The 26,436-nt window shown below is 70.1% G+C and carries 25 protein-coding genes; 13 read left to right on the forward strand and 12 right to left on the reverse strand.

The window, feature by feature from the left end:
• Positions 1-131: 131 nt before the first annotated feature.
• The 3 genes from ACLBKU_RS05605 to ACLBKU_RS05615 are packed head-to-tail and all read right to left on the reverse strand — an operon-like array spanning position 132 to position 2,764.
• The gene (locus tag ACLBKU_RS05605; RefSeq protein ID WP_410178546.1) at positions 132-1,127 is read right to left on the reverse strand and encodes an LLM class flavin-dependent oxidoreductase; all 996 of its coding nucleotides are present in this window, start codon (positions 1,125-1,127) and stop codon (positions 132-134) included.
• A complete protein-coding gene (locus ACLBKU_RS05610) occupies positions 1,124-2,023 on the reverse strand; it encodes a tetratricopeptide repeat protein (RefSeq protein WP_410178547.1) in 900 nt (299 codons plus the stop codon). The genes ACLBKU_RS05605 and ACLBKU_RS05610 overlap by 4 nt, the downstream gene beginning before the upstream one ends.
• 6 nt (positions 2,024-2,029) lie before the next feature.
• A complete protein-coding gene (locus tag ACLBKU_RS05615; protein WP_410178548.1) occupies positions 2,030-2,764 on the reverse strand; it encodes an alpha/beta fold hydrolase in 735 nt (244 codons plus the stop codon).
• An 80-nt stretch (positions 2,765-2,844) separates the two neighbouring features.
• On the opposite strand from ACLBKU_RS05615, the gene ACLBKU_RS05620 reads away from it, so the two are divergent.
• Positions 2,845-4,503 carry an alkaline phosphatase D family protein gene (locus ACLBKU_RS05620; protein ID WP_410178549.1) on the forward strand — a complete coding sequence of 553 codons (1,659 nt, stop codon included), beginning with the start codon at positions 2,845-2,847 and terminating at the stop codon, positions 4,501-4,503.
• A gap of 73 nt (positions 4,504-4,576) precedes the next feature.
• Positions 4,577-5,239 carry a hypothetical protein gene (locus tag ACLBKU_RS05625; RefSeq protein ID WP_410178550.1) on the forward strand — a complete coding sequence of 221 codons (663 nt, stop codon included), beginning with the start codon at positions 4,577-4,579 and terminating at the stop codon, positions 5,237-5,239.
• Between the two features lie 159 nt (positions 5,240-5,398).
• Here the strand turns inward: ACLBKU_RS05625 and ACLBKU_RS05630 are convergent, their stop codons facing one another.
• From ACLBKU_RS05630 to ACLBKU_RS05640, 3 genes are read right to left on the reverse strand one after another with little or no spacing between them, the layout of a single operon-like run.
• The gene (locus ACLBKU_RS05630; RefSeq protein WP_410178551.1) at positions 5,399-6,256 is read right to left on the reverse strand and encodes an alpha/beta fold hydrolase; all 858 of its coding nucleotides are present in this window, start codon (positions 6,254-6,256) and stop codon (positions 5,399-5,401) included.
• Positions 6,253-6,456, reverse strand: a complete 204-nt coding sequence (locus ACLBKU_RS05635; RefSeq protein WP_410178552.1) for a helix-turn-helix transcriptional regulator — start codon at positions 6,454-6,456, stop codon at positions 6,253-6,255. Before ACLBKU_RS05635 ends, ACLBKU_RS05630 begins: the two co-directional genes overlap by 4 nt.
• Positions 6,453-6,872: a hypothetical protein gene (locus tag ACLBKU_RS05640; protein ID WP_410178553.1), complete on the reverse strand. Its 420-nt coding sequence runs from the start codon at positions 6,870-6,872 to the stop codon at positions 6,453-6,455. Before ACLBKU_RS05640 ends, ACLBKU_RS05635 begins: the two co-directional genes overlap by 4 nt.
• A gap of 360 nt (positions 6,873-7,232) precedes the next feature.
• Between ACLBKU_RS05640 and thrS the strand changes: the two genes are divergently transcribed.
• Both thrS and ACLBKU_RS05650 read left to right on the forward strand, forming a co-directional pair.
• On the forward strand, positions 7,233-9,230 hold the full coding sequence (thrS, locus tag ACLBKU_RS05645; RefSeq protein ID WP_410178554.1) for a threonine--tRNA ligase: 1,998 nt from the start codon (positions 7,233-7,235) through the stop codon (positions 9,228-9,230).
• A 1-nt stretch (position 9,231) separates the two neighbouring features.
• Positions 9,232-9,582, forward strand: a complete 351-nt coding sequence (locus ACLBKU_RS05650) for a hypothetical protein (protein WP_410178555.1) — start codon at positions 9,232-9,234, stop codon at positions 9,580-9,582.
• 7 nt (positions 9,583-9,589) lie between these two features.
• On the opposite strand, the gene ACLBKU_RS05655 is transcribed toward ACLBKU_RS05650, so the two are convergent.
• From ACLBKU_RS05655 to ACLBKU_RS05665, 3 genes are read right to left on the reverse strand one after another with little or no spacing between them, the layout of a single operon-like run.
• A complete protein-coding gene (locus tag ACLBKU_RS05655; RefSeq protein ID WP_410178556.1) occupies positions 9,590-9,718 on the reverse strand; it encodes a hypothetical protein in 129 nt (42 codons plus the stop codon).
• A gap of 35 nt (positions 9,719-9,753) precedes the next feature.
• Complete coding sequence (locus ACLBKU_RS05660) at positions 9,754-10,746, reverse strand: agmatine deiminase family protein (RefSeq protein WP_410178557.1); 993 nt, start codon at positions 10,744-10,746, stop codon at positions 9,754-9,756.
• A gap of 7 nt (positions 10,747-10,753) precedes the next feature.
• The gene (locus ACLBKU_RS05665) at positions 10,754-12,463 is read right to left on the reverse strand and encodes a M28 family metallopeptidase (protein WP_410178558.1); all 1,710 of its coding nucleotides are present in this window, start codon (positions 12,461-12,463) and stop codon (positions 10,754-10,756) included.
• Between the two features lie 150 nt (positions 12,464-12,613).
• Between ACLBKU_RS05665 and glnE the strand changes: the two genes are divergently transcribed.
• The 8 genes from glnE (at position 12,614) to ACLBKU_RS05705 (ending at position 23,129) form a co-directional block, all read left to right on the forward strand.
• Complete coding sequence (gene glnE / locus ACLBKU_RS05670) at positions 12,614-15,367, forward strand: bifunctional [glutamate--ammonia ligase]-adenylyl-L-tyrosine phosphorylase/[glutamate--ammonia-ligase] adenylyltransferase (protein ID WP_410178559.1); 2,754 nt, start codon at positions 12,614-12,616, stop codon at positions 15,365-15,367.
• 3 nt (positions 15,368-15,370) lie between these two features.
• Positions 15,371-15,844: a peroxiredoxin gene (locus ACLBKU_RS05675; RefSeq protein ID WP_410178560.1), complete on the forward strand. Its 474-nt coding sequence runs from the start codon at positions 15,371-15,373 to the stop codon at positions 15,842-15,844.
• Between the two features lie 7 nt (positions 15,845-15,851).
• Positions 15,852-16,643 (forward strand): ferritin-like domain-containing protein, encoded by a 792-nt coding sequence (locus ACLBKU_RS05680; protein WP_410178561.1) that lies wholly within the window; start codon positions 15,852-15,854, stop codon positions 16,641-16,643.
• 110 nt (positions 16,644-16,753) lie between these two features.
• Complete coding sequence (locus ACLBKU_RS05685) at positions 16,754-17,491, forward strand: M23 family metallopeptidase (RefSeq protein WP_410178562.1); 738 nt, start codon at positions 16,754-16,756, stop codon at positions 17,489-17,491.
• Between the two features lie 233 nt (positions 17,492-17,724).
• Positions 17,725-19,272, forward strand: coding sequence for an acyl-CoA synthetase (locus tag ACLBKU_RS05690; protein ID WP_410178563.1), 1,548 nt, complete (start codon positions 17,725-17,727; stop codon positions 19,270-19,272).
• Positions 19,269-20,576, forward strand: coding sequence for a cytochrome P450 (locus ACLBKU_RS05695; protein WP_410178564.1), 1,308 nt, complete (start codon positions 19,269-19,271; stop codon positions 20,574-20,576). Before ACLBKU_RS05690 ends, ACLBKU_RS05695 begins: the two co-directional genes overlap by 4 nt.
• Positions 20,577-20,692: 116 nt before the next feature.
• Positions 20,693-21,322: an OB-fold-containig protein gene (locus ACLBKU_RS05700; RefSeq protein WP_410178565.1), complete on the forward strand. Its 630-nt coding sequence runs from the start codon at positions 20,693-20,695 to the stop codon at positions 21,320-21,322.
• Between the two features lie 13 nt (positions 21,323-21,335).
• Positions 21,336-23,129 (forward strand): flotillin family protein, encoded by a 1,794-nt coding sequence (locus ACLBKU_RS05705; RefSeq protein WP_410178566.1) that lies wholly within the window; start codon positions 21,336-21,338, stop codon positions 23,127-23,129.
• A 116-nt stretch (positions 23,130-23,245) separates the two neighbouring features.
• Here the strand turns inward: ACLBKU_RS05705 and ACLBKU_RS05710 are convergent, their stop codons facing one another.
• The gene (locus ACLBKU_RS05710) at positions 23,246-24,124 is read right to left on the reverse strand and encodes a UTP--glucose-1-phosphate uridylyltransferase (protein ID WP_410178567.1); all 879 of its coding nucleotides are present in this window, start codon (positions 24,122-24,124) and stop codon (positions 23,246-23,248) included.
• Positions 24,125-24,276: 152 nt separating this feature from the next.
• On the opposite strand from ACLBKU_RS05710, the gene murA reads away from it, so the two are divergent.
• Complete coding sequence (gene murA, locus ACLBKU_RS05715) at positions 24,277-25,557, forward strand: UDP-N-acetylglucosamine 1-carboxyvinyltransferase (RefSeq protein ID WP_410178568.1); 1,281 nt, start codon at positions 24,277-24,279, stop codon at positions 25,555-25,557.
• A 107-nt stretch (positions 25,558-25,664) separates the two neighbouring features.
• On the opposite strand, the gene ACLBKU_RS05720 is transcribed toward murA, so the two are convergent.
• Positions 25,665-25,898, reverse strand: a complete 234-nt coding sequence (locus ACLBKU_RS05720) for a ribbon-helix-helix domain-containing protein (RefSeq protein WP_410178569.1) — start codon at positions 25,896-25,898, stop codon at positions 25,665-25,667.
• Between the two features lie 12 nt (positions 25,899-25,910).
• On the reverse strand, positions 25,911-26,423 hold the full coding sequence (locus ACLBKU_RS05725; protein WP_410178570.1) for a hypothetical protein: 513 nt from the start codon (positions 26,421-26,423) through the stop codon (positions 25,911-25,913).
• Positions 26,424-26,436 lie beyond the last annotated feature (13 nt).

The raw sequence follows: 26,436 nt of genomic DNA on the forward strand, positions 1-26,436 counted from the left end.
GAAAGGCTCCTGCTCATCCTGCGACTTCCGGCTCTGCCTTCAAGCAACATTATTATGCCGGATTGTTCTTATCGTGTCTTTCGCACTAACCCCTTTCCGCGGGTCCGCGCAACCCCGATGATCCCCTCAGGTTACGCCGCCGCGACGGCCCGACAGGCCTCGAGCGTCAGTTCGAGGCTGCGGATTCGCGCCTCGGGCTCGTAGGTCGCGCCGCACAGCATGATCTCGTCGGCGCCGGTGCGGCGGACGAAGGCCTCGATCCCCTCGCGCACCTGCTCGGACGTGCCGACCGCGGCGGCCTGGCCGATATGCGCGAGCATCGCCTGCGCGCTGGCACCCAGCGTGTCGGTGTAGTCCGCGATCGGCGGGGGGAGCTTGCCCGGCTGGCCGGTGCGCAGCCGCACGAAGCTCTGCTGCTGCGAGGAGGCGATGAGGCGCGCCTCGGCCTCGGTGTCGGCGGCGAAGACATTCATCGCCACCATCACATGGGGGTCCGGGCAGGCTTCGGAAGGCTGGAAATCACGGCGATAGACCGCGAGCGCCGCATCGAGATGGTCGGGAGCGAAATGCGCCGCGAAGGCATAGGGCAGGCCGAGCTTCGCGGCGAGCTGCGCGCCGAACAGGCTCGATCCGAGCATCCACAGCTGAACGTGGGCGCCGTAGCCGGGAGTGGCCTTGATCGGCAGGTCGTAGTCGCCGGTGAGCAGCGCGCGCAGCTCGACGACGTCCTGCGGGAAATATTCGGCAGCCTGGTGGAGGTTCTTCCTCAGCGCCCGCTGGAGCTCCGGCCCGGCCCCCGGCGCGCGGCCCAGCCCGAGGTCAATGCGCCCAGGGAAGAGCGCATCGAGCGTGCCGAACTGCTCGGCGATCTGGAACGGGGTGTGGTTGGGCAGCATGATCCCGCCCGAGCCGATGCGAATGCGGCGCGTCGCGTTGCCGATATGCGCGAGCACGACCGAGGTCGCGCCGCCCGCGATCCCGTCCATCGCGTGGTGCTCGGCGACCCAGAAGCGGTCGCAACCGAACCGTTCTGCGGCGCGGGCGAGGTCGGTAGTGGCCGCGAAGGCCTCGGCCAGCGTCCCGCCTTCGCGGACGGGGACGAGGTCGAGGACGGAGAATCGGGTCATCGCGGCTGCTCCTGGGGCGCAGGTGGCGGCGGGGGTGCGGGCGGGGGCACCTGCGTCGCCTCACTCTCGCTCGCCTCGTCCAGTTGCGCAAGATACTGGCGCGCGGTGGCAGCGAAAGGGCCGTCCGGAGCAAGCTCGACGACCGAGCGCCAGCTCGCCCGCGCCGCCTCGTAGCGTCCGGACAGGAGCGCGATCACCCCTGCCTCGACCCCGATCTCGGCATCCTTGGGCGTGAGCGCCGCGGCGCGCTCGATCGCGGCCTGGGCCTCGGCGAGCTTCTCCATGCGGCGCAGCAGCGTCGCCTTGAGCAGCCAGCCCTCGGCGCGCTCGGGAGCGAGGGTGGTGGCGCTTTCGAGCGCGGCGAGCGCCTCGTCCTCGCGTTCGAGCGCGACGAGGGCGCGGGCGCGGTCGATCGCGGCGATCGCCTCGAGGGTCTCGGCCTTGGCGGCGCGGGCATCGCGTTCGGCGAGGGTGAGCAGCTCGAGCGCCCCGGCCGCGTCACCGCTCGCGAGGGCGGCGTTGCCGGCGAGGGCGGCGAAGCGCGCGCGGGCGCGGGTCTCGTCCTCCGGCGTCTCGGCGCGGGCGGCGGCGAAGGCGGTGCGGGCCTCGTCCCACAGGCCGAGCTGGCTCGACGCGGTGCCGAGGCACAGGTTGGCGAGCACCCGGTCGGTGCCTGTAGTCTCGGCGCGGCGGATCTGCGCCATCGCATTGGCGCGCGCCGGATCGGCCTCGAGCTGGGCGAGGCACCCCTCGAACCACGCGCTGGTGAGCCCCGCGTCCGGCGCCGCCGCGCCGTCGCGCCGGGCCGGGCGGTCCCGGACGAGGTCGTCGCCCGGCATCGCCCCGCCGAGCGGGTTGGGGCCGACTTGCAGCGCGAGGGCGAGGAGCAGGGACATGGGGGCCTATCCGTAGAATTCGGCCACGAGGGCCTTCAAGAGGGCGATGTCGCTCTCGCGCGAGAGGCGATGGTCGCCATCCTCTACCAGCGTCACCTGAACGTCGCCCGACCGGAGCGCCGCCTTAAGGCGGAGCGAGATCTCCCACGGCACGTCCGCGTCGGCCTTGCCGTGGAGGAGGCGCACCGGGCAGGCGATGTCGATCATGGAGTCGAGCCGCAGGTGGCACTCGGCATCGGCGAAGAAGCCGGGGTGGGTGGGCGTCGGCTCGGGGCCGTAGGGATTGGGCTCGAGCACCGTCTCCCCCGCCGCAAGGGCCCTGCGCTGTTCCTCGCTGTAGCCCCAGCGGGTGAAATCCGGCGCAGAAGCGATCCCGACGAGCCCGGCGAGGCGGTGCCGCAAGTGCTCGGCGACGAGCAGCATCAGCCACCCGCCCATCGACGAGCCGACCAGCAGCACCGGCCCGCTTACGTAGGAGGCGACCAGCGCGAGCACCTCGTCGCGCCACTTCGAGAGCATCCCGTCGGCGAAGTCGCCGTCCGAGAGCCCGCACCCCGAATAGTCGAGCAGCAGGCAGGCGCGGCCCTGCGCCACGGCCTCGTCGAACAAGGCGGTCGCCTTGCTGCCGCTCATGTCCGACATGTAGCCCGGCAGGAAGACGAGGCACGGCCCCGCGCCGTCGGTGAAGCGGAAGGCGACGCGCCGGCCATCGTAGAGGGTGTGGTGCATGATCCCGGTCATACCTCACCCATGCCTTGCGCGAGGCCGCAAAGGCAACCATTGTCACGCAAGCGCAATCGGAGAGGGATAGGCGCCCGCCCATGATCAAGACCGAACCCGCGGCCCTGCCCGCCGCAACCTCGCTCACCCGTCGCAACCTGTTCGCCCTCGCCGGGGCGGGCGCCGCGCTCGCCGCCGCCCCGGCCGCCGCGACCGGCTTCGGCAAGGGCTTCACCCACGCCGTCGCGAGCGGCGAGCCGGCGGCGAAGTCCGTGCTGCTGTGGACCCGCTACGTCGCCGACGCCGACACCGCGCTGACCTGGCAGGTGAGCGAGAGCGAGGACTTCGCCCGCGCCGTCGCCGAGGGCTCGGTCACCGCGTCGGCGGACCGCGACTGGTGCGCGAAAGGTATCGCCACCGGCCTGTCCCCCGACCGCTGGTACTTCTACCGCTTCGTGGCGCCCGACGGCACGACCTCGCCGACGGGCCGCACCCGCACCCTCCCCGAGGGGCCGACCCAGCGCTTCCGCCTCGCGGTGTTCTCCTGCTCGAACTTCGGCTTCGGCTGGTTCAACGCCTATGCCCACGCGGCCAGCGCCAACGACTGCGACCTCGCGGTCCACCTCGGCGACTACATCTACGAATATGCCCGCGGCATCTATCCGAGCGCCGCGCAGACCGATCCGGGCCGCGTGATCGAGCCCGCCACCGAGCTCGTCGCGCTCGCCGACTATCGCCTGCGCTACGCCACCTACCGCGCCGATCCGGACTGCCAGCGCCTCCACCAGGTGCTGCCGATGATCTCCGTCTGGGACGACCACGAGAGCGCGAACGACAGCTGGAAGGACGGCGCGGAGAACCACCAGGCCGCGACCGAGGGCGACTGGGCGGTCCGCAAGGCTGCCGCCAAGCGCGCCTACCGCGAGTGGATGCCGGTCGCCGACGAGGTCTACGCGACCTACCAGGTCGGCGATCTCGCCACCCTGTTCAAGCTCGACACTCGGCTCGAAGGGCGCGACCAGCAGTTCAACCTTGCGGAGGTGATGGCCGGCAAGACCGACCCGCAGGCGCTCGCCGCCGCGCTGACCGCCTTCCGCGACGGTGCCTGGGCAAACCCCGACCGCCAGCTCCTCGGCGCGGCGCAGCAGGACTGGCTTGCCGAGGGCCTCGCCGCCTCGACTGCCAAGGGCACGCAGTGGCAGGTGCTCGTCCAGCAGGTCATCATGGGCAACCTCAGGACCCCCAAGACCTTCGCCGAGATGGCCGGCAGCGGCCTGCCCGATTTCGTGCGCCAGCGCCTCGTTTCCGCCGCCGCCGCGAGCCAGGTGGGCCTGCCCTCCAACATGGACGCCTGGGACGGCTACCCCGCCGCGCGCGAGAAGGTCTTCAAGGCCGCGCTCAACGCCGATGCGAACCTCGTCGTGCTGGCCGGCGACAGCCACAATGCCTGGGCCTTCGACCTCGCGCACGAGGGCACGCCGGTGGGCGTCGAATTCGGTGGGCAGTCGGTGAGCTCGCCGGGCTTCGAGAGCTACCTCACCTTCGTCAAGCCGCAGGACCTCGCGAGCGCGCTCATCGCCGAGAACAGCCAGCTCAAGTGGGCCGACACGTCGCAGCGCGGCTACATGGCGGTCGAGCTGACCCCGGCCGCGGTCGCGACCGAATACCGCTTCGTCGCGGGCGTGAAGCAGCGCTCGACGCAGCTTGCCGGCACCAAGCGGGTGGCCAGCGCGAAGGGCTCGCGCAAGCTCGTCGTCTGAGCGGCCGCGCATGACAGCAAAGCGTTAAGCACCCCTCGCCTATCCTTCCCCTGTTTGAGGGGAGGGTTGTCGGATGCGCGCGATGTTGCTGGTGGGTGGAGCCTCGCTGCTCGGGGGCGGGGCCTATGTGAGCGGGGCCTTCGATCGCGGCGAATACTATCCGCTCGAGCCTGCCGCGGTGGAATCCCGGCTCGCTTCGGTGCAGTTCGGCCCCGAGCTGGGCATGGGCGAAAGCGACAGGATCGGCCTGGTCCTGCGCAGCCGCGGCCCTGCGGTCCTGCGCTGGGACGTGATGGCGGAGGGCAAGCGGATCGCCGACGTGCGCGCCCATCTCGTACCGGAAGCGCCCGGAACCCGGGTCCGCGTCGAATTCGCCTTCACCGATGGCGATGCGATGATGGGCCTCGAGGAGGACCCCATCGTCAACGAGCTCGCGGAAATCGCGATGGAGGAGAAGGTCGACGCCGCGCTCGATGGACGGGCGTTCAACGAGACTCTGGTGCAGGCGAAGATGGCAGCTGTCGTCGCCAGCAACCCGCAGGCCGTCGCGCGGATCGAGAAGACCATAGAGGAAGAAACCGAGCGCAGGAGGCTGCGCATGGAGGACGAGCTCGCGGAACGCCGCGGCTACGGCCGGCCGACCGCCTCGACCAAGCCGATGACCTCGGCCAAGCCGACCGAGCCGACCGACTTCGGCGACACCCATGCCGACGGGGGCTGGGGGAAGAAGGACTGAGGAAAGCGGCCCAGTCCCTCCCCGTTGCGCAGCAATGGGGAGGTGGCAGACGCCGCAGGCGGCTGACGGAGGGGTCATGCCCCGTTACCCCTACGACCGAGGCCTGACCGCCTCGCCCACCTCCCCATTCCTTTGGAACGGGGAGGGACTTGGGCAGGCTCAGTCCCCCAATCCCGCCCTGAGCGCCGCCTCGAAGGCCTCGGGCTGGTCGAGCATCACGAAGTGGTAGCTGTCCTCGATCACCGTCAGCTTCATGTCGGGAAGCCCGGCATAGGCGGCGGTGTAGAGCGGTTCGATCCGCGCGCGGGGAGCGTAGGGATTGGCGGCGGCGATCACCCGCACCGGCACCGTCACTGCGGGAAGGCGCTCGCGCAGGTCGGTGGTCATCAGCGCCTGCACTGCGCCCGCGAATGTCGCCCGGTCGCTGGCGATGCTCCAGCCGGCGACACGGTCCTGCCACGCCGGGTTCCTGACCAGCGAGCGGACCGTCTGGCGCTGGCTCTCGGCGAAGCTCTCGCGGTCCTGCGCGAGGATGCCGAAGCGCATGCCCTCGGCCGCGGGTGCGGCGCTCGCCAGTGTGGCGGCGGGGTCGAAGATCAGCGGGAAGAACGGCAGCGAATCCACCACCACGACGCGGGCAACGCGTTCCGGGTGGTCGGCGGCGAGGGTCAGGCCGAGGAAGCCGCCCATCGAGTGCCCGACGATGACCGCGCGCTCGACCCTGGCGCAATCGAGGTGGCGGATCACCTCGGCCTCGGTGCGCTGGAGGAGGGTGGCGGGGTTCCCCCCGGCGGGGCGCCCCGCGAACCCGGCGACGTGGACGAGGTGCAGGCGGTGGTCCTTCGCGAGGCTCGCCTTCACGAGGTCCCAGGTCTCGGGCGAGGAGCCGAGGCCGGGGATCAGCACGAGATCGGGGCCGGTGCCGGTGACCTCGAAGGGCGGGCAGGGCGCGTCCTCGGCGTGGAGGACAGCGGGCGAAAGCAGCGCGGCGAGGGCGGCGAGAAGGGTGCGGATCATCGGGGGGTTCCGTTTCTGAGGAAGATCGCCTCGATCGGCAGGCCGAACACCTCGGCGATCGCGAAGGCGAGCGGGAGCGAGGGGTCGTAGCGGCCCGTCTCGATGGCGTTGACGCTCTGGCGCGAGACCCCGAGCCGGTCGGCGAGGTCCTGCTGCGACCAGCCGTGCTCGGCGCGCAGCACGCGCAGGCGATTGTTCATTCGGCGCAATCCGCACGCGTGACGACGGCATTCCACATCCCGCCGATGCCGAGCCCGAGGAACCAGAAGAACGCCGCGCCGAAGCCGCCATTGCCGGCGGGAACGACCTCGTAGTTCTGGAGGAACTCCCAGACGGTCATGATGCTGAGGCAGAAGGCGGTGGCGAACAGTGCCTGGCGGACGAACATCATGCGCATGTATTCGTCGGTCTCCTCGGCGAGCAGGCGGAAGATCGTCCAGAAGGTGGCGAGGATCGGGAGAGCGGGCAGGATCGCCGCGCCCCACGCCAGCGGGCCGCTCGGCGGGGCGTGGCGGAACAGCGCTCCCACGCCGAAGATCAGCACGACATAGCACGCCATGCACACCGCGAGCCGTCGCAGGTAGCGCCGCATCGCAGGGGAGGTGTTGGACGCCATGGAAAGCTCCTTTGGCAGAATGGCAAGGATGCTTTACATTTGTGAAGGCTCGATGTCAAGGTCGCTTTCCATCCTTGGTTGAACAAGCCGACCCCGTGGGTGTATTTCATCAACTTGCGCGTGACTTGTCGCTGTTGGAGGCCTATGTCGCCCGTCATGGCACAGCTGCTCGCCACCACCCGCACCACCACTGCCGGGACTACCATCCCGGGGCGGCGGCACGCGCGGTAAGCGACGACAGCCCGCCGCCCGGTCAGGGGCGGCGCGGTGTCCTCTCCCGACCGGTTCACGCACAATACCGCTCTTCCGGTGCGGCCCCCTTTGCCTTAAGGCGCGCCCAAACGAGACGGACCTGCGACGATGACCGAACTGCTCAAGATCAGCCTCCCCGACGGATCGGTGCGCGAGATGCCCGCCGGGAGCACCCCCGCGGACGTCGCCGCCGCAATCGGCCCGGGTCTCGCCAAGGCGGCGATCGCCGCGCGGGTAAATGGAGAACTGCGCGACCTTGCGCGGCCCTTCGAGGGCGATGCCGAACTCGCGCTGGTGACGAGCCGCGACGAGGCCGATGCGCTCGAACTTGCCCGCCACGACTACGCCCACGTCCTCGCCGAGGCGGTGCAGGCGCTGTGGCCCGGCACGCAGATCACCTTCGGCCCGGCGACCGACGACGGCTTCTACTACGACGTCAAGGCCCCCGAGAGCCGCGAGCCCTTCGGCATGGACGACCTCCCCGCGATCGAAGAAAAGATGCGCGAGATCATCCGCGCCGACAAACCCCTGCGCCGCGAAGTCTGGAGCCGCGAGCAGCTCATCGCCAAGTGGGCGAGCGAGGGCGAGACCTTCAAGGCCGAATGGGCCAGGGAGCTGCCCGAAGGCGAGGAGCTGACGGTCTACTGGTCGGGTAGCGACTGGCTCGACATGTGCCGCGGGCCCCACCTGCCCTCCACCGGCAAGCTCGATCCCGAGGCCTTCAAGCTGATGCGCACCGCCGGAGCCTATTGGCGCGGCGACCAGAACAATGCGCAGCTCACGCGCATCTACGGGACGGGCTGGCTCAACAAGAAGCAATTGCAAGCGCACCTCACGCGGCTCGAGGAGGCCGCCAAGCGCGACCACCGCAAGCTCGGCCGCGAGATGGACCTCTTCCACCTGCAGGAAGAGGCGCACGGCAGCGTCTTCTGGCACCCCAAGGGCTACCGCATCTGGCGCGAGCTCGAGGCCTATATGCGCCGCAAGATGGACGGCGCGGGCTACCGCGAGATCAAGACCCCGCAACTGATGGACGTGCGCCAGTGGACCCAGTCCGGTCACTGGGGGAAGTATGCGCAGAACATGTTCGCCGTCCCCGACATCGTCCCCGAGGTCGACGAGGAGAGCGGCGTCGCCTCGCCGCGGGTGGCGGATGACGCGGCGTGGATGGCGATCAAGCCGATGAACTGCCCGGCGCACGTCATGGTGTTCCGCCAGGGGATCACCTCCTACCGCGACCTCCCCATCCGCCTCTCCGAGATGGGCTGCTGCCACCGCAACGAGCCCCACGGCGCGCTCCACGGCCTCATGCGCGTGCGCCAGTTCACGCAGGACGATGCGCACATCTTCTGCACCGAGGGGCAGGTGGTCAGCGAGGTGCAGGCCTTCATCGCGCTGGCCGATTCGGTCTACCGCGACTTCGGCTTCACCTATGACATCAAGCTCGCCCTGCGCCCCGAAAAGCGCTTCGGCAGCGACGCCGACTGGGACAAGGCCGAGCAGGAACTGCGCGACGCGGTCGCCGCCCACGGCATCGCATGCGAGGAGCTGCCCGGCGAGGGCGCCTTTTACGCGCCCAAGCTCGAATGGCACCTCACCGATGCGATCGGGCGGACCTGGCAGGTCGGGACGATCCAGTCGGACCGCGTGCTGCCCGAGCGGCTCGACGCGAGCTACATCGGCGAGGACGGCGAGAAGCACCGCCCGGTGATGCTCCACCGCGCGATCTTCGGCTCCTACGAACGCTTCATCGGCATCCTCATCGAGCACTTCGCGGGCCGCCTGCCGTCGTGGCTCGCGCCGGTGCAGGCGGTGGTGGCGACCATCGTCTCGGACGCCGATCCCTATGCCGAGGACGTCGCGGCGCAACTTCGCGCGGCGGGCATCCGCGTCGAGACCGATACCCGCAACGAGAAGATCAATTACAAGGTCCGCGAACACTCGCTCGCCAAGGTCCCGCACCTCCTGGTGGTCGGCAAGCGCGAGGCCGAGGAGGGCACCGTCGCCGTCCGCACCCTGGGCGCCGAGCACCAGAAGGTGATGCCGCTCGCCGAGGCGATCGCGATGCTCAGGGCGGAAGGGACGCCGCCCGATCTCGGGAGCTGACATGCACCCGATGATCCTCGCCTCGCTGGCGCTCAACATCGCCGTGCTCGCGCCGGTCTGCTTCGGCCTTTTCGTCCGGGCAGACTGGACGGTGCGGGCCTATGGCCATCCCTCTCCGGCCCGCGGCATCCTGCTGTCGGTCTATCTCGCGATCCTGGTGGCCTCGACGGCGCTGCTGCTGAACCCGGTGCCGCAGATGGTCGCGGGGCTGCTGGTGCTGCAGATCGTCTACAAGGTGACGACGCCGATCACCGTCGGGACGATCGGCAACCCGGTGGTGCTGAGCAATCTCGGCATCGCAGCGGTCCACGCGGTGACGGTGGCGACGATCTGGAGCGAGGCGCGCCTCTAGCCGCGGCTCAGAAGGGGAAGGCGCGTCCGGCGAGGATCAGCGCGGCTGCGCAGCCGAGCACGATGACGCGGCGCGCCAGCTCGAGCGCATCGACTCGGACAGTGAGCGGCATGGCGAGAGCAAGAGCGCGGTTCATGTGCGCCACTCTCCTCCCAAATCCCTAACGAAGCGTTAACTCGGCTCTGGCGCGCTCGGCATCTGCTGGCTGGCGCAGTGGAAGCCGCCGCCGCCCGCGAGCACCGCCTCGCCGGGCAGGCCGATGGTGTCGCGGTCGGGGAACAGCGCCGCGATCGCCGCCACCCCCTCGGCATCGTGGGGCGAGCCGAAGGTCGGCACCACTACGAGGTGCGAGGTGATCGCGAAGTTGACGTAGCTCGCGGGCTCGACCCGGCCGTCGCGCTCGATGCGGCCGGGGGACGGGATGCGCACCACCTCGACCCCTGCGGCGGCGGCGCGCGCGGCGGCATCGGCGTAGATCGCGGCATTGGGATCGTCGTGCCCGGTCGCCTCCGGCACGATCAGGCGGTTCGGCGCCACGAAGCGCGCGAGGTTGTCGACATGGCCGTCGGTATGGTCGTTGACGAGCCCCTCGCCGAGCCACAGCACCCGGGTGAAGCCGAGCCGCGCGGCGAGCTCCGCCTCGATCTGCTCGCGCGTCATCTGCGGGTTGCGGTTCGGGCCCAGCAGGCACTGCTCGGTCGTCGCGACCAGCCCCGTCCCGTCGCCGTCGAGCGCGCCGCCCTCGAGGATCATCGGCGCGGTCTCGATCGCGAGGCCGGCATCGCGGGCGAGCTCGGCGCCGATCTCCATGTCGCCCGGCATCAGGTACTTGCCCCCCCAGCCGTTGAAGCCGAAGCGGCGGGCGGCGCGGGTGCCGTCCGCCCCATGCACCACCAGCGGGCCGGTGTCGCGCAGCCAGACGTCGCCGTAGACCCGCTGCTCGAGCTTCACCTTCGCGCTCACCAGCGAGCGCGCGCGGGCCGCGTTGGCTGCGTCGCGGACCAGCAGGCGAACCTCCTGACCGCTTTCCGCGACGGCGCTCGCGAAGGCGGCCATCTGCGCCTGCGCCGGTTCGAGCCAGCCCGGCCACTCCTCGGCGAGGTGCGGGAAGCCGATCCAGATCCAGTCCTGCGGCGCCCACTCGGGGGGCATGATGAGGGTCATCGGCGGATCAGCAGCCCTTCGCGCCGGCGGCGCAGCTCGCGTCGCGGGTGGCGCGGAATTCGTCGCCCTGGGTCCAGTTCGGCCAGCTGGTGCTCGTCGCCATCATCCGCCCGAGGCGGTAGTAGAGATCGAGGTCCGCCATCACGCCCGACCAGTCCCAGCCCTCGCTGAACTCGTCCTTGGGGCCGTGATAGCGCTTCTCGCGGTAGTCGAGCTCGGCGGCCTTGCCCGCCGCGGGGCCGCCTGCGAGGAGGTCCTGCCCGGCCTCGACATAGACCATCGGCACGCCGCGCTTGGCGAAGGCAAAGTGGTCCGAGCGATAATAGTAGCCGGCCTCGGGAGAGGCGTCGGGGGTGATGGTCCGCCCGTCATACTTGAGCGCCGCCTCGAGGAAGCGGTCGAGGTCCGACTTGCCGAGGCCGACGACCGTCACGTCCTTCGCGGGGCCTGTCATGGCGAGCGCGTCCATGTTCACGCCCCCGACCGTCTGCGCCAGCGGGAAGACCGGGTTCTGCGCGTAGTAGTCGGCGCCGAGCAGGCCGGATTCCTCCGCGGTGACCGCGAGGAACACGAGGCTGCGGCGCGGCGCGCCGGCCTTGGCATTCGCCTCGGCGAGCGCGATCAGCGCGGCGGTGCCGGTGGCGTTGTCGATCGCCCCGTTGCAGATGTCGTCCCCGTCGGGCGCGGGGGTGCAGCGCCCGAGGTGATCCCAGTGCGCGGTGTGGATCACGTATTCCTCGGGCGCCTCGGTGCCCGGCAGGATCCCGATCACGTTGTGCGACTTGAAGCTGCGCACGTCGCTGCCGAAGCTCGTCGAGAGCTTCAGCCCGAGCGGCACCGCCTTGAAGCCCTTGACCTGTGCCGCCTTGGTCAGCGCATCGAGGTCCTGCCCCGCGGCCGCTAGCAGCTGGCGCGCCGAGGCCTCGGTCACCCAGCCGTTCATCTGCGTGAGCGGCGGGGCGTTCTCGCCGCGCTGGGCATAGGCCTGCGGGCCGGTCCACGAGCTCTCGACGACGTTCCAGCCATAGGCGGCGGGCGCGGTCTGGTGGACGATCAGCGCCCCCGCCGCGCCCTGCCGCGCGGCCTCCTCGAACTTGTAGGTCCAGCGGCCGTAATAGGTCATCGCCTTGCCGTTGAAGGTGCCCTCGAGCCCGGGGCTCTGCCAGTCGGGATCGTTGACGAGGATCACCACAGTCTTTCCCTTCACGTCGAGCCCGGCATAGTCGTTCCACCCGCGCTCGGGGGCGTTGATGCCGTAGCCGACGAACACCAGCTCGCTGTCCTTCAGCGTCGTCGTCGCCTGCTCGCGGTAGGTGACGCCGACCCAGTCCTTGGCGAAGGCGAGGCTGAGCGGCCCGCCGGCCTTGCCGCCGGTGATCGTCAGCGGCTGGTAGTCCCTGCCGGTGATCTCGACGAGCGGGACCTCCTGCACCCACGAGCCCTTGTTGCCCGGCTTCAGCCCGACCGCCGCGAAGCGTTCGGAGAGGTAGGCGATGGTCTTCGCCTCGCCCGCGCTGCCCGGCGCGCGGCCCTCGAATTCGTCGCTCGCGAGGGTGCGCACCGCGTCCTTCATCGTCGTCTCCGAGAGGGTGCCCGCCGGGACCTCGGGAATGTCGAGGCCGTCGCTCGCCGAGGCCGAGGCCGGCAGCGAACCGTAGGCCGCGAGCGCGAGCGCGCCTGCGGCGAAAGCGCCGAATGCGGCGGGGATGCGTGCCATGATTGTCTCTCCCGAGGGGTTTGTCTGCTGATCGGCGCCTCCCATCGCAGAGCCCGCCAGCGCGTGCAAGCACGCTGCCCTCAAGCAGCGAAGCCTAGAGCATAAGGACGCCCTTGCAGGTCGCCGCAAGCGCCGCCAGAGAGGGCGCCGATGGGAGACAACCGAGCCCCCGACTGGGCCGGCGCGCTGCACCGCGCCCGCACCCACGCGCCGTTCCTCGCGCGGGCGCTCGAGCGCAATCCGGAGCTGGCGGCGCTGCTCGCCGAGGGGCGGGGCGAGGAGGCGCTCGCCTGGGCGCGGGCGCAGGGGGCGCATCCCGATGCCGAGGTCGCGCTGCGCCGCGCACGGCTGGCGCTGGCGGCGGCGCTCGCGGTCGGCGACCTTGCCGGGGCCTTCCCGCTGGCGCGCGTGGTGGGCGAGCTCACCGCCTTCGCCGACCGCGCCCTGGACCGCGCGATCCGCACCGCGATCCGCGAACGCTGCGAGGCCGACTCGGTCGAGGGCTTCATCGCCCTCGCGCTCGGCAAGCAGGGGGCGGGGGAGCTCAATTATTCCTCGGACATCGATCCCGTGCTGCTGTTCGACCGCGATTCGCTGCCGCGCCGACCTTCCGACGATCCGGGCGAGGCGGCGCAGCGCTATGCGCGGCGGGTGGTGGCGCTGCTCTCGGCCAACACGCCCGAGGGCTACGTGCTGCGGGTCGACCTCCGCCTGCGCCCCGCGAGCGAGGTCAGCCCGCTCGCCGTCCCGGTCGGCGCGGCGCTCACCCATTACCAGGGGCAGGCGCTCGCATGGGAGCGCGCCGCCTTCATCCGGGCGCGCGCCGCGGCGGGGGACATCGCCGCGGGCGAGGCCTTCCTCGACGAGATTCGCCCCTTCGTGTGGCGCAGCCAGCTCGATTTCGGCGCGATCGAGGAAATCAGCGCGCTCACCCACCGCATCCGCGACAGCCACGCGGGCCCGCCCGCCCCCAGCCCCGGCTTCGACGTCAAGCGCGGGCGCGGGGGCATCCGCGAGATCGAGTTCTACGCCCAGACGCTCCAGCTGATCCACGGCGGGCGCGACGCCTCGCTCAGGGTCAGGGGCACCCGCGCGGCGCTCGACGCGCTGGCCGCCGCCGGGTGGGTCACCCCCGAGGCGGCCGCCACCCTCGGCGAGGCCTATGACCGGCTGCGCGAGGTCGAGCACCGCTTGCAGATGGTCCACGACCGCCAGACCCACACCCTGCCCGAGGGCGAGGCGCTCGACGCCGTGGCGCGGCTCGACGGGCTTGCGGGCGGCGCGGCGCTGGTCGCCGAACTGACCGCGATCACCGCCCGCACCGCGCGGCTCTACGAGGAGCTGATCGGCCGCGCCGAACCTGCCCCCGTCCCGGTCGCCGTGCCGGTCAGCACCCTCGCCCGCCAGCTCGAGGACTGGCGCTTCCCCGATCCGCGCATCCTCGCCGAGCGGGTCGAGGGCTGGCGCGACGGGCGCTATGCCGCGATCCGCTCGCCCCAGGCGCTCGCCGCGTGGGACCGCCTCGCCCCGGCACTGCTCGAGGCGATCGCGGCGAGCGACGATCCGATGCGCGCGATCACCCGCTGGGAGCGCATCCTCGAGACCGTGCCGAGCGCGATCACCACCTTCCGGCTGCTCGACGCGCGGCCCGACCTCACCCGCCGCCTCGTCGCCGCGCTCACCCTTGCCCCGGCGCTGTCGGACGAACTCGCGCGCAAGCCCGAGCTGCTCGACACGCTGATCGACAGGCACGCGCTCGAGCTCCCCGGCGACGTCCCGCAGATCATGGCGCGCATGGCGGGCGCGGCGATCCGCGACGACTACGAGGCGCTGCTCGACGCGATCCGCATCGTCACCGGCGAGATCCGCTTCGCGCTCGGCATCCAGCTGATCGAGGGGCTCGCCGACCCGCTCGACATCGCCCGCGCCCTGTCGCGCACCGCTGAGGCGGCGCTGCGGCTGGCGGCGGACGCGACCGTGGCGGAATTCGCCGCCAGGCACGGGCGCATCGCGGGGAGCGAGCTGCTGATCCTCGGGCTCGGGCGGCTGGGCGGCGGGGCGCTGACCCACGCCTCGGACCTCGACATCGTTTACCTCTTCACCGGCGACTTCGCCGCGCAGTCGGACGGCGAGCGCCCCCTCGGCGGGACGATCTACTTCAACCGTCTCGCCAGCCGGGTGAGCGCGGCGCTCTCGGTGCCGACCGCGCAGGGGGCGCTCTACGAGGTCGACACGCGGCTGCGGCCGCAGGGTAACCAGGGCCCGCTTGCGGTGAGCTGCGAGGCTTTCGGCAAGTACCAGCGCGAGGCGGCGTGGACCTGGGAGCACATGGCGCTCGCCCGCGCCCGCGTGCTCTATGGATCCCCCGCCGCGCGCGCGCAGCTGGAGGCGGCGCTGGCCGATGTGCTGGGGGCGCCGCGCGACCGCGAGGCGCTGCGCGAGGCGGTGCTCGGGATGCGCGCCGAGATGGCGCGGCACAAGCCGCAGGCGGGGCCGGTCGACGCCAAGCTCGCCCGCGGCGGGCTGGTCGATATCGAGTTCCTCGTCCACTACCTCCAGCTGAAGGGCGAGACCGCCGAGGGGCGCCCGCTCGCCGAAGCCGCAGGCGAGGCGCTCTCTCCCGATCTCGAAACCGCGCTCGGGGGCCTCGCGGCGGCGGGGCTGGTCAGCGCCGACCTTGCCGGTCCCCATGCGCTGATGAGCCGGATGCTCGTCGCGGGGCGCCTGCTCGCTCCCGACGGGCGCGAGCCGCCGCCCTCGGGTGCGCGGGCGCTGGCGCAGGCTTGCGGGCACGCGAGTTACGCCGCGCTGCTGGACGCCTTCGCCGCCGCGCGGCAGAGCGTCGCGAAGGCCTGGAAACAAATCCTCGGCACCGACATTCTCCCACCGCAACAGGAGACCTGACAGATGAGCAACTTCCCCGGCGTCGGCGACGCCATCCCCGACATCGCGATGGAAACCCCCGAGGGCGGCCAGGTGAAGCCCTCCGACTTCGCCGGCTCCAAGCTGGTGATCTTCTTCTATCCCAAGGACGACACCCCCGGCTGCACCACCGAGAACAAGGACTTCTCGGCCCTGAAGGAGCAGTTCGAGGCGGCGGGCACCAAGCTGCTCGGGGTGAGCAAGGACCCGGCGAAGAAGCACGCGAAGTTCATCGCCAAGCACGGCCTCACCGCCCCGCTCGCGACCGACGCGGAAGAGGGCGGGCTTTCGGACGCGCTCGGCGTGTGGGCGGAGAAGCAGATGTACGGGAAGACCTATATGGGGATGGTCCGCGCGACCTACCTGATCGGGCCTGACGGGACGATCGCGCGCATCTGGGACAAGGTGAAGGTCGCGGGCCACGCCAAGGAAGTGCTTGCCGCGGCGAAGGCGCTCTAGCCCCCGCATGACCACCGTCGCCCGCGCCATCCGTTCGGCGCTGCTTACCCCCGAGCCCCGCGCCAAGTGCTTCGCCACCCGCGAGGTGGCGCGCGCATGGCGGCAGGGGCGGCTGGCGTGGGAGTTCGACGTGCCGATGCCCGACCGCCCTGCCTGGCCCGACGCGCCCGAGCTGCTCCCGCCGAACCGGATGCCCAAGCGTGGGCGTGGCGGATCGGAGCGGGCGCGGATCGCCTTGTGGCACAGCCTCGCCCACATCGAGTTCGTCGCGATCGACCTCGCGCTCGACATGGGGGGGCGATTCGGCGCGCAGATGGGCGAGGACTTCGTGAGCGATTTTCTCGCCGTCGCCGCCGACGAGGCGATGCACTTCGCGCTGCTGGCGCGGAAGCTCCAGACCCTCGGCAGCCACTACGGCGCCCTCCCCGCCCATGCCGGGCTGTGGGAGGCGGCGCACGCCACCCGCCACGACGTCGCGGCGCGGCTTGCGGTGGTGCCGATGGTGCTCGAGGCGCGCGGGCTCGACGTGACGCCCGCGACGCTCGAGCGGGTCCGCGCGGCCGGCGACGAACACGGCGCGCGCATCCTCGAGAGGATACTTGACGACGAAATCCGCCATGTCGCGGCAGGCGCCAAGCACTTTTTGCATTGTGCCGAATTGGCGCGCCGCGTGCCCGAATCTTACTGGCAAGATCTCGTAAGACGGCACTTCAGGGGCCACGTTAAGCCGCCGTTCAACGACTCGGCGCGTCTCGCAGCCGGTTTACCGCGCACTTTTTATGAAGAGATTGCGCTCTAGCGACTCACCCGGATAACCAACCGGCATCAAAGGCGCGCAGCAGACGTGCCGGGACATTCCAACGGCCCACCCCGCCAAGAGGTGCGCCGCATTCGGGAACCGGGTCAGACATGAAGATTGCCTTGCACAACGCGCTGAAGCTCGCTGTATCCGCCTGCACAGCCGTCCTGGTTTCCACCGCCGCGCCGGCCTTTGCCAACACCGCCAACTCCGCCAGCACCACCGCCGCCGCCGACATGACCCAGCCCGTCCGCGAGGCGCAAGGCGAGGTGGTTGACAACGGCGATGCGCGCTTCAAGTCGCTGTTCGCCAGCTGGACCGCGATCGAGCGGACCTCGCCCACCGCCGGTAGCGAGGCCGTCACCGCCTATTCCTCGCCGATCCAGCACCGCGGCATCTCGGTGCCCTCGCGCATGCCGCTCGAAGGCGCGGCGCTGACCAGCGGCTTCGGGATGCGCTACCACCCGGTGCTCGGCGGCCGCCGCCAGCACCAGGGGATCGACCTCGCCGCGCCGACCGGCACCCCGGTCTACGCCACCGCCGACGGCGTCGTCAGCCGCGCGGACCTCTATTCGACCTACGGGCTCTACATCAGCATCAACCACGGTGCGTCGATGGAGACCCGCTACGCCCACCTGTCGCGCCTCGCGGTCACCGCGGGCGACACGGTCAAGAAGGGCGACCTCATCGGCTACGTCGGTTCGACCGGCCGTTCGACCGGCCCGCACCTCCATTACGAAGTTCGCGTCGACGGGCTTGCAGTCAATCCGATTCCGTATATGGTGGAGAGCGAAGCACAGCTCGCCTACGCCCGCGATGCCCGGATGACCGGTCAGGGCGGCGAATAAGCGGCTAACGAGATTGCCCGTGTAAACGGGCCGGACATTGGAGAGGGTGTCCGAACATGGCGGCGGGTTATCCCGCCGCCTTTTTTCTTGTCCGCGCCGCCCGCGCGCTCGCGCCCCGATCGGTAGCATTTCGCGCACCGTTTTTGCTTGCGGGGCCGCGCGCCTCGCGTAATTTCTCGGCCAAGCCGCGCGCCCGCTGCAAGACGGGGCGGCATGGGAGAGAGAACAGCACGATGTCGATGCACCCGATCGCGCACGCCGCGACCCGTCCCGATCATCCCGCGGTCATCATGACCGGCTCGGGCAAGCAGATGACCTATGGCGAAATGGAGGCGCAATCGAACCGCTTCGCGCACCTGCTGCGCGCCCACGGAATCGGCGCGGGCGAGGCCTTCGCGGTGCTGCTCGAGAACCGCATCGAATACTTCACCCTGATCTGGGGCTCACAGCGCGCAGGGACCATGCTGGTGCCGATCTCCTCGCGCCTGACCGCGCCCGAGGCCGCCTACATCATCCGCGACGCGCAGGCGAAGCTGCTGATCACCAGCGGCTCTTTCGTCGGGATGCTCCCCGACATCCGCAGGGAGTGCCCCGGGGTCGCGGTGCTGGTGATGGATGCGGGCGACGGCGAGGACTTCGCGACCGCGCTCGCCGCGCAGGACCCGGCGCCGATTCCGGACCAGAGCGCAGGCATGGTGATGCTCTATTCCTCGGGCACCACCGGCCGTCCCAAGGGCATCCGCCCCGCCCCGCCCGCCGACCCCGACCCGCAGGCCCCCGTGCCGCTCGCGGGCCTCGCGGTGATGGGCGCCGGGATGCCGACCGACGGCTCGATGGTCTACCTCTCTCCCGCCCCGCTCTACCACGCCGCGCCGATCGGCTGGTGCTCGGTCGTGCATCGGCTCGGGGGCACGGTGGTGATGATGGAGAAATTCGACCCCGAGGAGGCGCTCAAGGCGATCGAGACCTACAAGGTGACCGACAGCCAGTGGGTGCCGACCCACTTCGTGCGCTTCCTCAAGCTCGAACCCGAGGTCCGCGCGCGCTACGACCTCTCGAGCCACCAGCGCGCCATCCACGCCGCCGCGCCCTGCCCGGTGCCGGTCAAGCGCGAGATGATCGCATGGTGGGGGCCGATCGTGATCGAATATTACGCCGGCAGCGAGAGCATCGGCATGACGATGATCCGCTCGGCCGACTGGCTCGCCCACCCCGGCAGCGTCGGCAGGGCGATCTACGGTACGCTCCACATCTGCGGGCCCGAGGGCGAGGAACTCGAGGCGGGGCAGGACGGCCTCATCTATTTCGAGAACCTGCTGCTCCCCACCTATCACAACGATCCCGCCAAGACCGCCGAGGCGATGCACCCCAAGGGCTGGATGACGCTCGGCGACATCGGCCATGTCGACGCCGACGGGTTCCTCTACCTCACCGACCGCAAGAGCCACATGATCATCTCCGGCGGGGTCAACATCTACCCGCAGGAGATCGAGAACCTGCTCGTCACCCACCCCAAGGTGATGGACGCCGCAGTGATCGGCGCGCCCTGCCCGGACCTTGGCGAGAAGGTCGTCGCGGTGGTGCAGCCGAAGGACATGGCCCATGCCGGGCCCGATCTTGAGGCGGAACTGCGCGCATTCCTCGCGCCCAGCCTCTCGAAGGTGAAGATGCCCAAGCTGTTCGACTTCCGCCCCGATCTGCCGCGCGAGGCGAACGGCAAGCTCTACAAGCGCGAGCTGCGTGACGAATACGCCGCCAAGGCCAGGGAAGCGGCAGAGTGACCGAGGCTGTCCTCCCGGGCGATCTGGCCCGCAAGGTGATCGACCCCCACGCCTATGCCGAGTGGGACGGGCTGCTCGACACCTTCGACCACATCCGCGCGACCACGCCCGTGGCCAAGGTCCAGCCCGATACGCCCGGGCTGTTCGACCCCTTCTGGCTCGTCACCCGCTATGACGACGTGATGCGCATCTCGAAGGACAATGCGGGCTTCCTCAACAACCCGCGCCCCGTGGTGTTCAGCTTCAACCAGGCGATCGAGTTCAGCCGTGCGGCGACGGGATCGAACATGCTGGTCGATTCGCTCGTCGTGTTCGACGCGCCGATCCACCCCAAGTACCGCAGGCTGACCCAGGAGTGGTTCATGCCGAGGAACCTCGCCCGGCTCGAGGACGAGCTGCGCGCGCTGGCGGCGCGGACGGTCGACCGGATGCTTGAGCAGGGGGGCGGGCATGGGGAAACCAAAACGCTCGATTTCGTGAAGGAGGTCTCCGGACCCTATCCCCTGCGCGTCGTGATGCAGATCCTCGGGGTGCCTCCGGAGGACGAGCCGCGCATGATGATGCTCACCCAGCAGATGTTCGGCGGGCAGGACAAGGACCTGTCGGGCAGCGGCATGGAAAACATGACCGCCGAGCAGGTGGTGCAGATCGTCGCCGCGGCGGTGAAGTCCTTCGAGGACTACTTCGCCGCCATCGCCGAGGAACGCCGCCGCAACCCCACCGAGGACGTCGCGAGCGTCATCGCCAATGCGCTCGTCGACGGCCAGCCGCTCCCACCGCGCGACATGGCGGGCTATTACATCATCGTCGCCACCGCGGGGCACGACACCACCTCGGCAAGCACCGCGGGCGCGATGCAGGCGCTTGCCCGCGATCCCGAACAATATGCCCGCGTGCGCGCCGACCGCAGCTTGCTCCCCGGCATCGTCGAGGAAGCGATCCGCTGGACCAGCCCGGTGCAGCACTTCATGCGCACCGCCGCCGAAGACTGCGAGATCGGCGGGCAGCAGGTCAAGGCAGGCGACTGGCTGATGATCAACTACGTCGCGGCGAACCACGATCCCGCGCAGTTTCCCGACCCGCGCCGCTTCGACGCCGCGCGCTCGCCCAACCGCCACCTCGCCTTCGGGGCGGGGGCACACCAGTGCCTCGGGCTGCACCTTGCGCGGCTCGAGATGAAGATCCTGTTCGAGGCGATCCTCGACCGGGTGGCCGCGGTGGAACCGGCGGGCGAGGCCGCCCGCGCGACCAGCACCTTCGTCGGCGGGCTGAAGACGCTCCCGCTGCGGGTGACGCCCGCCTGAAAACACGCCGGAAATCGGCGAAGCGCTGTCCGATTCCGCTTGGGGCTGGGGCGGCTTTGTCCTAGCTTTTGCCGCATGGGATACCCGGTTCGCCTGCCTTCTGCGCAGTCCCCCGCATGAGCCTGCTTGCTGCGCACAACCTGCCGTTCGTCCTCGCGCTTGCCGCGCTTGGGGTGCTCGCCATTGTCCAGGTCTCAGGCGTTGGCGATGCGCTCGACGGGGCGGGCGATATCGACATGGATGGCGGGCTTGACCTCGGCGGCTTCGGCGAGGCGCTCACCGCGCTGCTCGGGCTGGGGCGCGTGCCGCTGCTGATCTGGCTCGCCAGCCTGCTGCTCGCCTTCGGCGGCATCGGCCTTATCGGGCAAGCATGGATCGCCGATTGGCTGGGCGCGCCCCTGTCCCCCGGATGGGCGAGCCTGCTCGCAGGGCTCGCCGCGGTGCCGCTCAACAGCCTCGCGATGCGCCCGCTCGCGGCAATGATCCCGCGCGACGAGACCACCGCGATCGACCTCGACGAGCTGGTGCGGCGCGATGCCGAGATCCAGATCGGCACCGCCCGCGTCGGCAGCCCCGCGCGCGCCAAGGTCATCGACCGGCACGGGCAGGCGCATTTCGTCATGGTCGAGCCGCACGAGGCTGACAGGGAGTTGCACGCAGGCGAGACCGTCCTGCTGGTGCGCCGCGAGGGGCAAACCTTCCACGGCGTGCATTACCAGAGCCCGCTTCTCGGGCCGGACATCTGAAGGGGAACGCAACATGGCCTTGACGACCAGCGAGAACTTGCCCGCGACGGTGGAGCCGTCCGCAACCGGGGACCTCATCACCTACGGCGTGGTCGTCGCGGGCGTGGCACTCCTGGTCTTCATCATATTCGCCTTCCTGATCCGGCTCTACCGCCGCGCCACCAAGGAGACCGCCTTCGTGCGCACCGGCTTCGGGGGCGAGAAGGTGGTGATGAACGGCGGCGCGCTGGTCTTCCCGGTGTTCCACGAGGCGATGCCGGTGAACATGAACACCCTCGTCCTCTCCGTGGTGCGGCGCGACACCGAGGCGCTCATCACCCTCGACCGGCTGCGCATCGACGTGAAGGCCGAGTTCTACGTCCGCGTCCGCCCCGATGCGGCGGCGATCGCGATGGCCGCGCAGACCCTCGGCCAGCGCACCATGCAGCCCGAGCTCCTCAAGGACCTCGTCGAGGGCAAGTTCGTCGACGCACTGCGCTCGGTCGCGGCGGGGATGACGATGAACGAGCTGCACGAACAGCGCGCCGATTTCGTGCAGAAGGTGCAGCAGGTCTCCTCGAACGACCTCGCGATGAACGGGCTCGAACTCGAGTCGGTCTCGCTGACCGGCCTCGACCAAACCAGCATCGAGCACTTCAACGCCAACAACGCCTTCGACGCCGAGGGCCTCACCAAGCTCACCGAGCAGATCGAAGCGAGGAAGAAGCTCAGAAACGACATCGAACAGGACACCCGGGTCCAGATCGAGACCAAGAACCTCGAGGCGAGCAAGCGCAGCTTCGAAATCAGCCGCGATCAGGAATATGCGCGCCTCGAACAGGAGCGCGAGGTCGAGGTGCGGCGCGCGGCGCAGGCCGCCGAGATCGCCCGCGAGCAGGCCGAGCGCAACCGCGAGGCGGAAGCCGCGCGGATCGAGGCGAAGAAGCAGGTCGACGCGCAGCAGATCGAGGCCGACCGGCTCGTAGAGGAAGCGCGCATCGTCCAGCAGCGCGCGCTCGAGATCGCGCGGCAGGAACAGCAGATCGCGGTGCAGAACAAGTCGCGTGAAGAAAGCCAGGCCAAGGCCGAGGCCGACGAGGCCCGCGCCAAGGCGGTCGAGGCCGAGGAACGCGTCGCCACCGCGCGCGAACGCGAGATCGCCGAGCGCCAGAAGACCATCGAGCTGATCGAGGCCGCCAAGCAGGCCGAGCGCGACGCGATCGGGGTGAAGGTGCAGGCCGAGGCGGAAAAGGATGCCGCCACCAACCGCGCGCAGGCGCTCCAGGTCGAAGCCCAGGGCGAGGCCGAGGCCGAGAAGCTCCGCGCCGAGGCCGCGCGTGTGCGCTTCGAGGTCGAGGCGGCAGGCCAGCGCGCGATCAACGAGGCGGCGAACATCCTCTCGATGGAGCAGATCAGCCTCCAGACCAAGCTCGCGCTGCTCAAGGTCCTCCCCGAGGTGATCCGCGAGAGCGCCAAGCCGATGGAGGCGATCGATTCGATCAGGATCGTGCAGGTCGACGGCCTCACCGGCGGCGGGCGCGCGGCGAACGATGCGGGCGGGGGCACGACGGGCACCGGCGGCGGCAGCGGCAACCTCGCCAGCGACGCGGTCGCCGCCGCGCTCGCCTACCGCGCGCAGGCGCCGGTGCTCGACGGGCTGATGAAGGAGCTGGGGCTCGACGGCTCCTCGCTCACCGGGCTTGTCAAGAGTGTGGCCGAAGCGGAGGCCGAACCTGCGCCCGCACCGGCTCCGGCCAAGTCCGCAGCCCCCAAGGCCATCGCCCGCGACAATGATGCAGGCGAGACGCCGAGCGAGGCGGCGGAGTGAGACTCGGCTCCGTTCGTCCTGAGCCTGTCGAAGGACTGCTTTTCTTCTGACTGTCGCGAGAAGAAGAAGGGCAGGGCTTCGGCAAGCTCAGCCCGAACGGAGAATGTGACTAAGGCCTACTTCAACAGATCCAGCGCGATCGCGCGCACCTCGGCGCCCATGTCGGGGCGCGAGAGCGCGATCGCCAAGGTCGCCTCGACGAAGCCGACCTTGCTGCCGCAGTCGTAGCGGTTGCCGTCGAAGGTCACGGCGTGGAAGGGCTGGGTGCCGATCATCTTCGCCATCGCGTCGGTGAGCTGGATCTCCCCGCCCGCGCCCTTGCCCTGGGTTTCGAGCACCCGCATCACCTCGGGCTGGAGGATGTAGCGGCCCGAGACGATCTTGTTGGAGGGGGCCTCGGCGACCGGCGGCTTCTCGACCAGCCCGCGCACCTCGGTCAGCGCCCCGCGGCTCTCGCCCGGGTCGATCACCCCGTAGCTGGAGACCTGCTCCATCGGCACCTCGAGCACCGAGATGAGGTTGCCGCCGACCTCATCATAGGCCTCGACCATCTGCTTCATGCAGCCCGTTCCGCCTTCCTTCGCCACCATCAGCTCGTCGGGGAGGAAGATCGCGAAGGGCTCGTCGCCGACGATCGCGCGGGCGCACCAGATCGCGTGGCCGAGGCCCAGGGGCACCTGCTGGCGCACCGCGATGACGTCGCCGGGGGTGGCGCGGGTCGGCTCGAGGATCGCGAGGTCCTTGCCGCGCTCGGTCATGGTCTTCTCGAGCTCGAAGGCGATGTCGAAATGCTCGACGATCCCGGTCTTGCCGCGGCCCGTCACCAGGATCAGCTGCTCGATCCCCGCCTCGCGCGCCTCTTCGACCGCATACTGGATCAGCGGGCGGTCGACCACCGGGAGCAGCTCCTTGGGGACGACCTTGGTGGCGGGGAGGAAGCGGGTGCCGAGACCGGCGACGGGGAAGACAGCTTTGCGGATCGGCTTGAACGACATCAATGGCTCTCGCTTCGGTTTACGGGTGGCCCGCGCGTCGGCGGTCCCCCTGCCTTGCGCCATAACGCAGGTCAATGATTGTTCGGAACCGACAAGCCCCCGCCCGCGCGGGCGAGTTGCGCGTCATGCACTTTCCGCTAAGGCGTGAAACCATGGACAAGCTGATCATCAAGGGCGGCAACCGCCTCCAGGGCACGATCCCGATTTCCGGCGCGAAGAACGCGGCGCTGACGCTCATTCCCTGCGCGCTGCTGACTGAGGAGCCGCTGACGCTCAGGAACCTCCCCCGCCTCGCCGATATCGACGGGTTCCAGCACCTGATGAACCAGTTCGGCGTCACCACCGTGATCCAGGGCACGCGGCCCGAGGATTTCGGGCGGGTGATGAGCCTCGAGGCGACCCGCATCACCTCGACCGTCGCGCCCTACGACCTCGTGCGCAAGATGCGCGCCTCGATCCTCGTATTGGGCCCGATGCTGGCGCGCGCGGGCGAGGCGACCGTGTCGATGCCGGGCGGCTGCGCGATCGGCAACCGGCCGATCGACCTGCACCTCAAAGCCCTCGAGGCCTTCGGCGCGAAGATCGAGCTCGCCGCAGGCTATGTCCGCGCCGCCCAGCCCGACGGCGGGATGCCGGGCGGCGATTTCGACTTCCCCGTGGTCAGCGTCGGCGCGACCGAGAACGCGCTGATGGCCGCGGTGCTCGCCAAGGGCACCAGCCGGTTGTTCAACGCCGCGCGCGAGCCCGAGATCGTCGACCTCTGCAACATGCTCGTCGCGATGGGTGCCGAGATCGAGGGGATCGGCACCTCGAACCTCACCATCCACGGCGTCTCGCGGCTCCACGGCGCGACCTACCGGGTGATGCCCGACCGCATCGAGGCGGGCTCCTATGCCTGCGCCGCGGCGATCACCGGCGGCGAGGTGCGGCTCGAGGGCGCGCGCGCCGACGAGATGATGGCGACGATCCACGCGCTCCAGGCGATCGGGGTCGAGGTGACGTGGGACGCCAAGGCGGTCACGGTCAGGGCGAACGGACACCTCAAGGCGACCAACCTCACCACCGCGCCCTATCCGGGCCTCGCCACCGACATGCAGGCGCAGCTGATGGCGCTGCTGTGCAAGGCCGAAGGCGCGAGCGTGCTCAAGGAGACGATCTTCGAGAACCGCTTCATGCATGTGCCCGAACTGGCGCGGATGGGGGCGAACATCACCACCGAGGGGCGGACGGCGGTCGTGCAGGGAGTCGAGCGGCTGACCGGCGCCGAGGTGATGGCGACCGACCTGCGCGCCTCGATGAGCCTCGTCATCGCCGCGCTCGCCGCCGAGGGCGAGACGACGGTGCGCCGCCTCTACCACCTCGACCGCGGCTACGAGCGGCTGGAGGAAAAGCTCCAGCTGGCGGGCGCCAACATCCAGCGGGTGGACGACTAGGCCCTGTCCTCGTCATTGCGAGCGTAGCGAAGCAATCCACCACCTGAGCTTGCGGCAATCGGTCGGTCGATGGATTGCCGCGGCCTTCGGCCTCGCAATGACGAAGTTCAGCCGTTCACCACCAGCCACACCCGGATCGCGCTCGCCAGCCCGGGCGGGGTGGGCGACCTGATCCGCTCGGCATCGATGCGGGCGACCAGGGCGGCGATGGCGACCCCTTCGCGCGCGGCGGCGGCGCGCAGCATATCCCAGAACAGCGGTTCGAGGCTGATCGAGGTGGCGTGACCGGCAATGCTCAGCGACCGCTTGACCGGGGGGTGGTAGGGCGAGGGCGGCTCCATCCCCCGTAAGTATTAGGCCGCCTCGAAATCGTCCACATATTCGGGGAGGAACACCGGCTCGCGGTCCGACCAGCCGGGCGCCGTGGCGGCGGCTTCGGAGAGCGACTGGAGCAGCAGCTTGCGGCGCTCCGGGCGCATCGAGGGCAGTGCGCTCGCAGCGCAGAAGGCGGCCGGGAGGTAGGGCCTGACGGAGGCGCCGAGCAGGCGTTCGTAGAGGAAGCGGAAGGCCGAGAAGCTCTTCAGCCGCTCCTGCTCGAGATCGAAGGCGGCGAGGCGCACCAGCTTGCCGAGGAAGCGCTCGACCTCGAAGGGGGTGCCGTCCTGCGGGATCAGCGCACGCAGGGCCTTCAGGTCCTGGTAGGCGACGTATTGGCGGCGGATCGCGATGTTCTCCGCCTCGTCGCGGCCCCAGCGCCGGAAGGCGTCGGTGCGCGCGAGCCCGATGTCGAGGCTCATCTTGATGTAACGCTGCTCGGCCGGAGCGAACCCGGCAAATTCGCGCATTTCGGCAATCGGCATCATCATGGCACTTCGACTC

Source organism: Erythrobacter sp. NE805, from assembly GCF_046452355.1.
In the GTDB taxonomy this organism is placed as follows: Bacteria; Pseudomonadota; Alphaproteobacteria; order Sphingomonadales; family Sphingomonadaceae; genus Erythrobacter.

Excerpts from the sequence above, each read along its gene's own strand:
- ACLBKU_RS05610 (WP_410178547.1), bottom strand. The coding sequence starts at position 2,023 with ATGTCCCTGCTCCTCGCCCTCGCGCTGCAAGTCGGCCCCAACCCGCTC.
- ACLBKU_RS05640 (WP_410178553.1), bottom strand. The coding sequence starts at position 6,872 with ATGGCGTCCAACACCTCCCCTGCGATGCGGCGCTACCTGCGACGGCTC.
- ACLBKU_RS05605 (WP_410178546.1), bottom strand. The coding sequence starts at position 1,127 with ATGACCCGATTCTCCGTCCTCGACCTCGTCCCCGTCCGCGAAGGCGGG.
- ACLBKU_RS05675 (WP_410178560.1), top strand. The coding sequence starts at position 15,371 with ATGAGCAACTTCCCCGGCGTCGGCGACGCCATCCCCGACATCGCGATG.
- ACLBKU_RS05705 (WP_410178566.1), top strand. The coding sequence starts at position 21,336 with ATGGCCTTGACGACCAGCGAGAACTTGCCCGCGACGGTGGAGCCGTCC.
- ACLBKU_RS05635 (WP_410178552.1), bottom strand. The coding sequence starts at position 6,456 with ATGAACAATCGCCTGCGCGTGCTGCGCGCCGAGCACGGCTGGTCGCAG.
- ACLBKU_RS05615 (WP_410178548.1), bottom strand. The coding sequence starts at position 2,764 with ATGACCGGGATCATGCACCACACCCTCTACGATGGCCGGCGCGTCGCC.
- murA (WP_410178568.1), top strand. The coding sequence starts at position 24,277 with ATGGACAAGCTGATCATCAAGGGCGGCAACCGCCTCCAGGGCACGATC.
- ACLBKU_RS05685 (WP_410178562.1), top strand. The coding sequence starts at position 16,754 with ATGAAGATTGCCTTGCACAACGCGCTGAAGCTCGCTGTATCCGCCTGC.
- ACLBKU_RS05700 (WP_410178565.1), top strand. The coding sequence starts at position 20,693 with ATGAGCCTGCTTGCTGCGCACAACCTGCCGTTCGTCCTCGCGCTTGCC.
- ACLBKU_RS05630 (WP_410178551.1), bottom strand. The coding sequence starts at position 6,256 with ATGATCCGCACCCTTCTCGCCGCCCTCGCCGCGCTGCTTTCGCCCGCT.
- ACLBKU_RS05655 (WP_410178556.1), bottom strand. The coding sequence starts at position 9,718 with ATGAACCGCGCTCTTGCTCTCGCCATGCCGCTCACTGTCCGAGTCGAT.
- ACLBKU_RS05680 (WP_410178561.1), top strand. The coding sequence starts at position 15,852 with ATGACCACCGTCGCCCGCGCCATCCGTTCGGCGCTGCTTACCCCCGAG.
- ACLBKU_RS05665 (WP_410178558.1), bottom strand. The coding sequence starts at position 12,463 with ATGGCACGCATCCCCGCCGCATTCGGCGCTTTCGCCGCAGGCGCGCTC.
- ACLBKU_RS05625 (WP_410178550.1), top strand. The coding sequence starts at position 4,577 with ATGCGCGCGATGTTGCTGGTGGGTGGAGCCTCGCTGCTCGGGGGCGGG.
- ACLBKU_RS05690 (WP_410178563.1), top strand. The coding sequence starts at position 17,725 with ATGTCGATGCACCCGATCGCGCACGCCGCGACCCGTCCCGATCATCCC.
- ACLBKU_RS05710 (WP_410178567.1), bottom strand. The coding sequence starts at position 24,124 with ATGTCGTTCAAGCCGATCCGCAAAGCTGTCTTCCCCGTCGCCGGTCTC.
- ACLBKU_RS05660 (WP_410178557.1), bottom strand. The coding sequence starts at position 10,746 with ATGACCCTCATCATGCCCCCCGAGTGGGCGCCGCAGGACTGGATCTGG.
- ACLBKU_RS05620 (WP_410178549.1), top strand. The coding sequence starts at position 2,845 with ATGATCAAGACCGAACCCGCGGCCCTGCCCGCCGCAACCTCGCTCACC.
- glnE (WP_410178559.1), top strand. The coding sequence starts at position 12,614 with ATGGGAGACAACCGAGCCCCCGACTGGGCCGGCGCGCTGCACCGCGCC.
- thrS (WP_410178554.1), top strand. The coding sequence starts at position 7,233 with ATGACCGAACTGCTCAAGATCAGCCTCCCCGACGGATCGGTGCGCGAG.
- ACLBKU_RS05720 (WP_410178569.1), bottom strand. The coding sequence starts at position 25,898 with ATGGAGCCGCCCTCGCCCTACCACCCCCCGGTCAAGCGGTCGCTGAGC.
- ACLBKU_RS05725 (WP_410178570.1), bottom strand. The coding sequence starts at position 26,423 with ATGATGATGCCGATTGCCGAAATGCGCGAATTTGCCGGGTTCGCTCCG.
- ACLBKU_RS05650 (WP_410178555.1), top strand. The coding sequence starts at position 9,232 with ATGCACCCGATGATCCTCGCCTCGCTGGCGCTCAACATCGCCGTGCTC.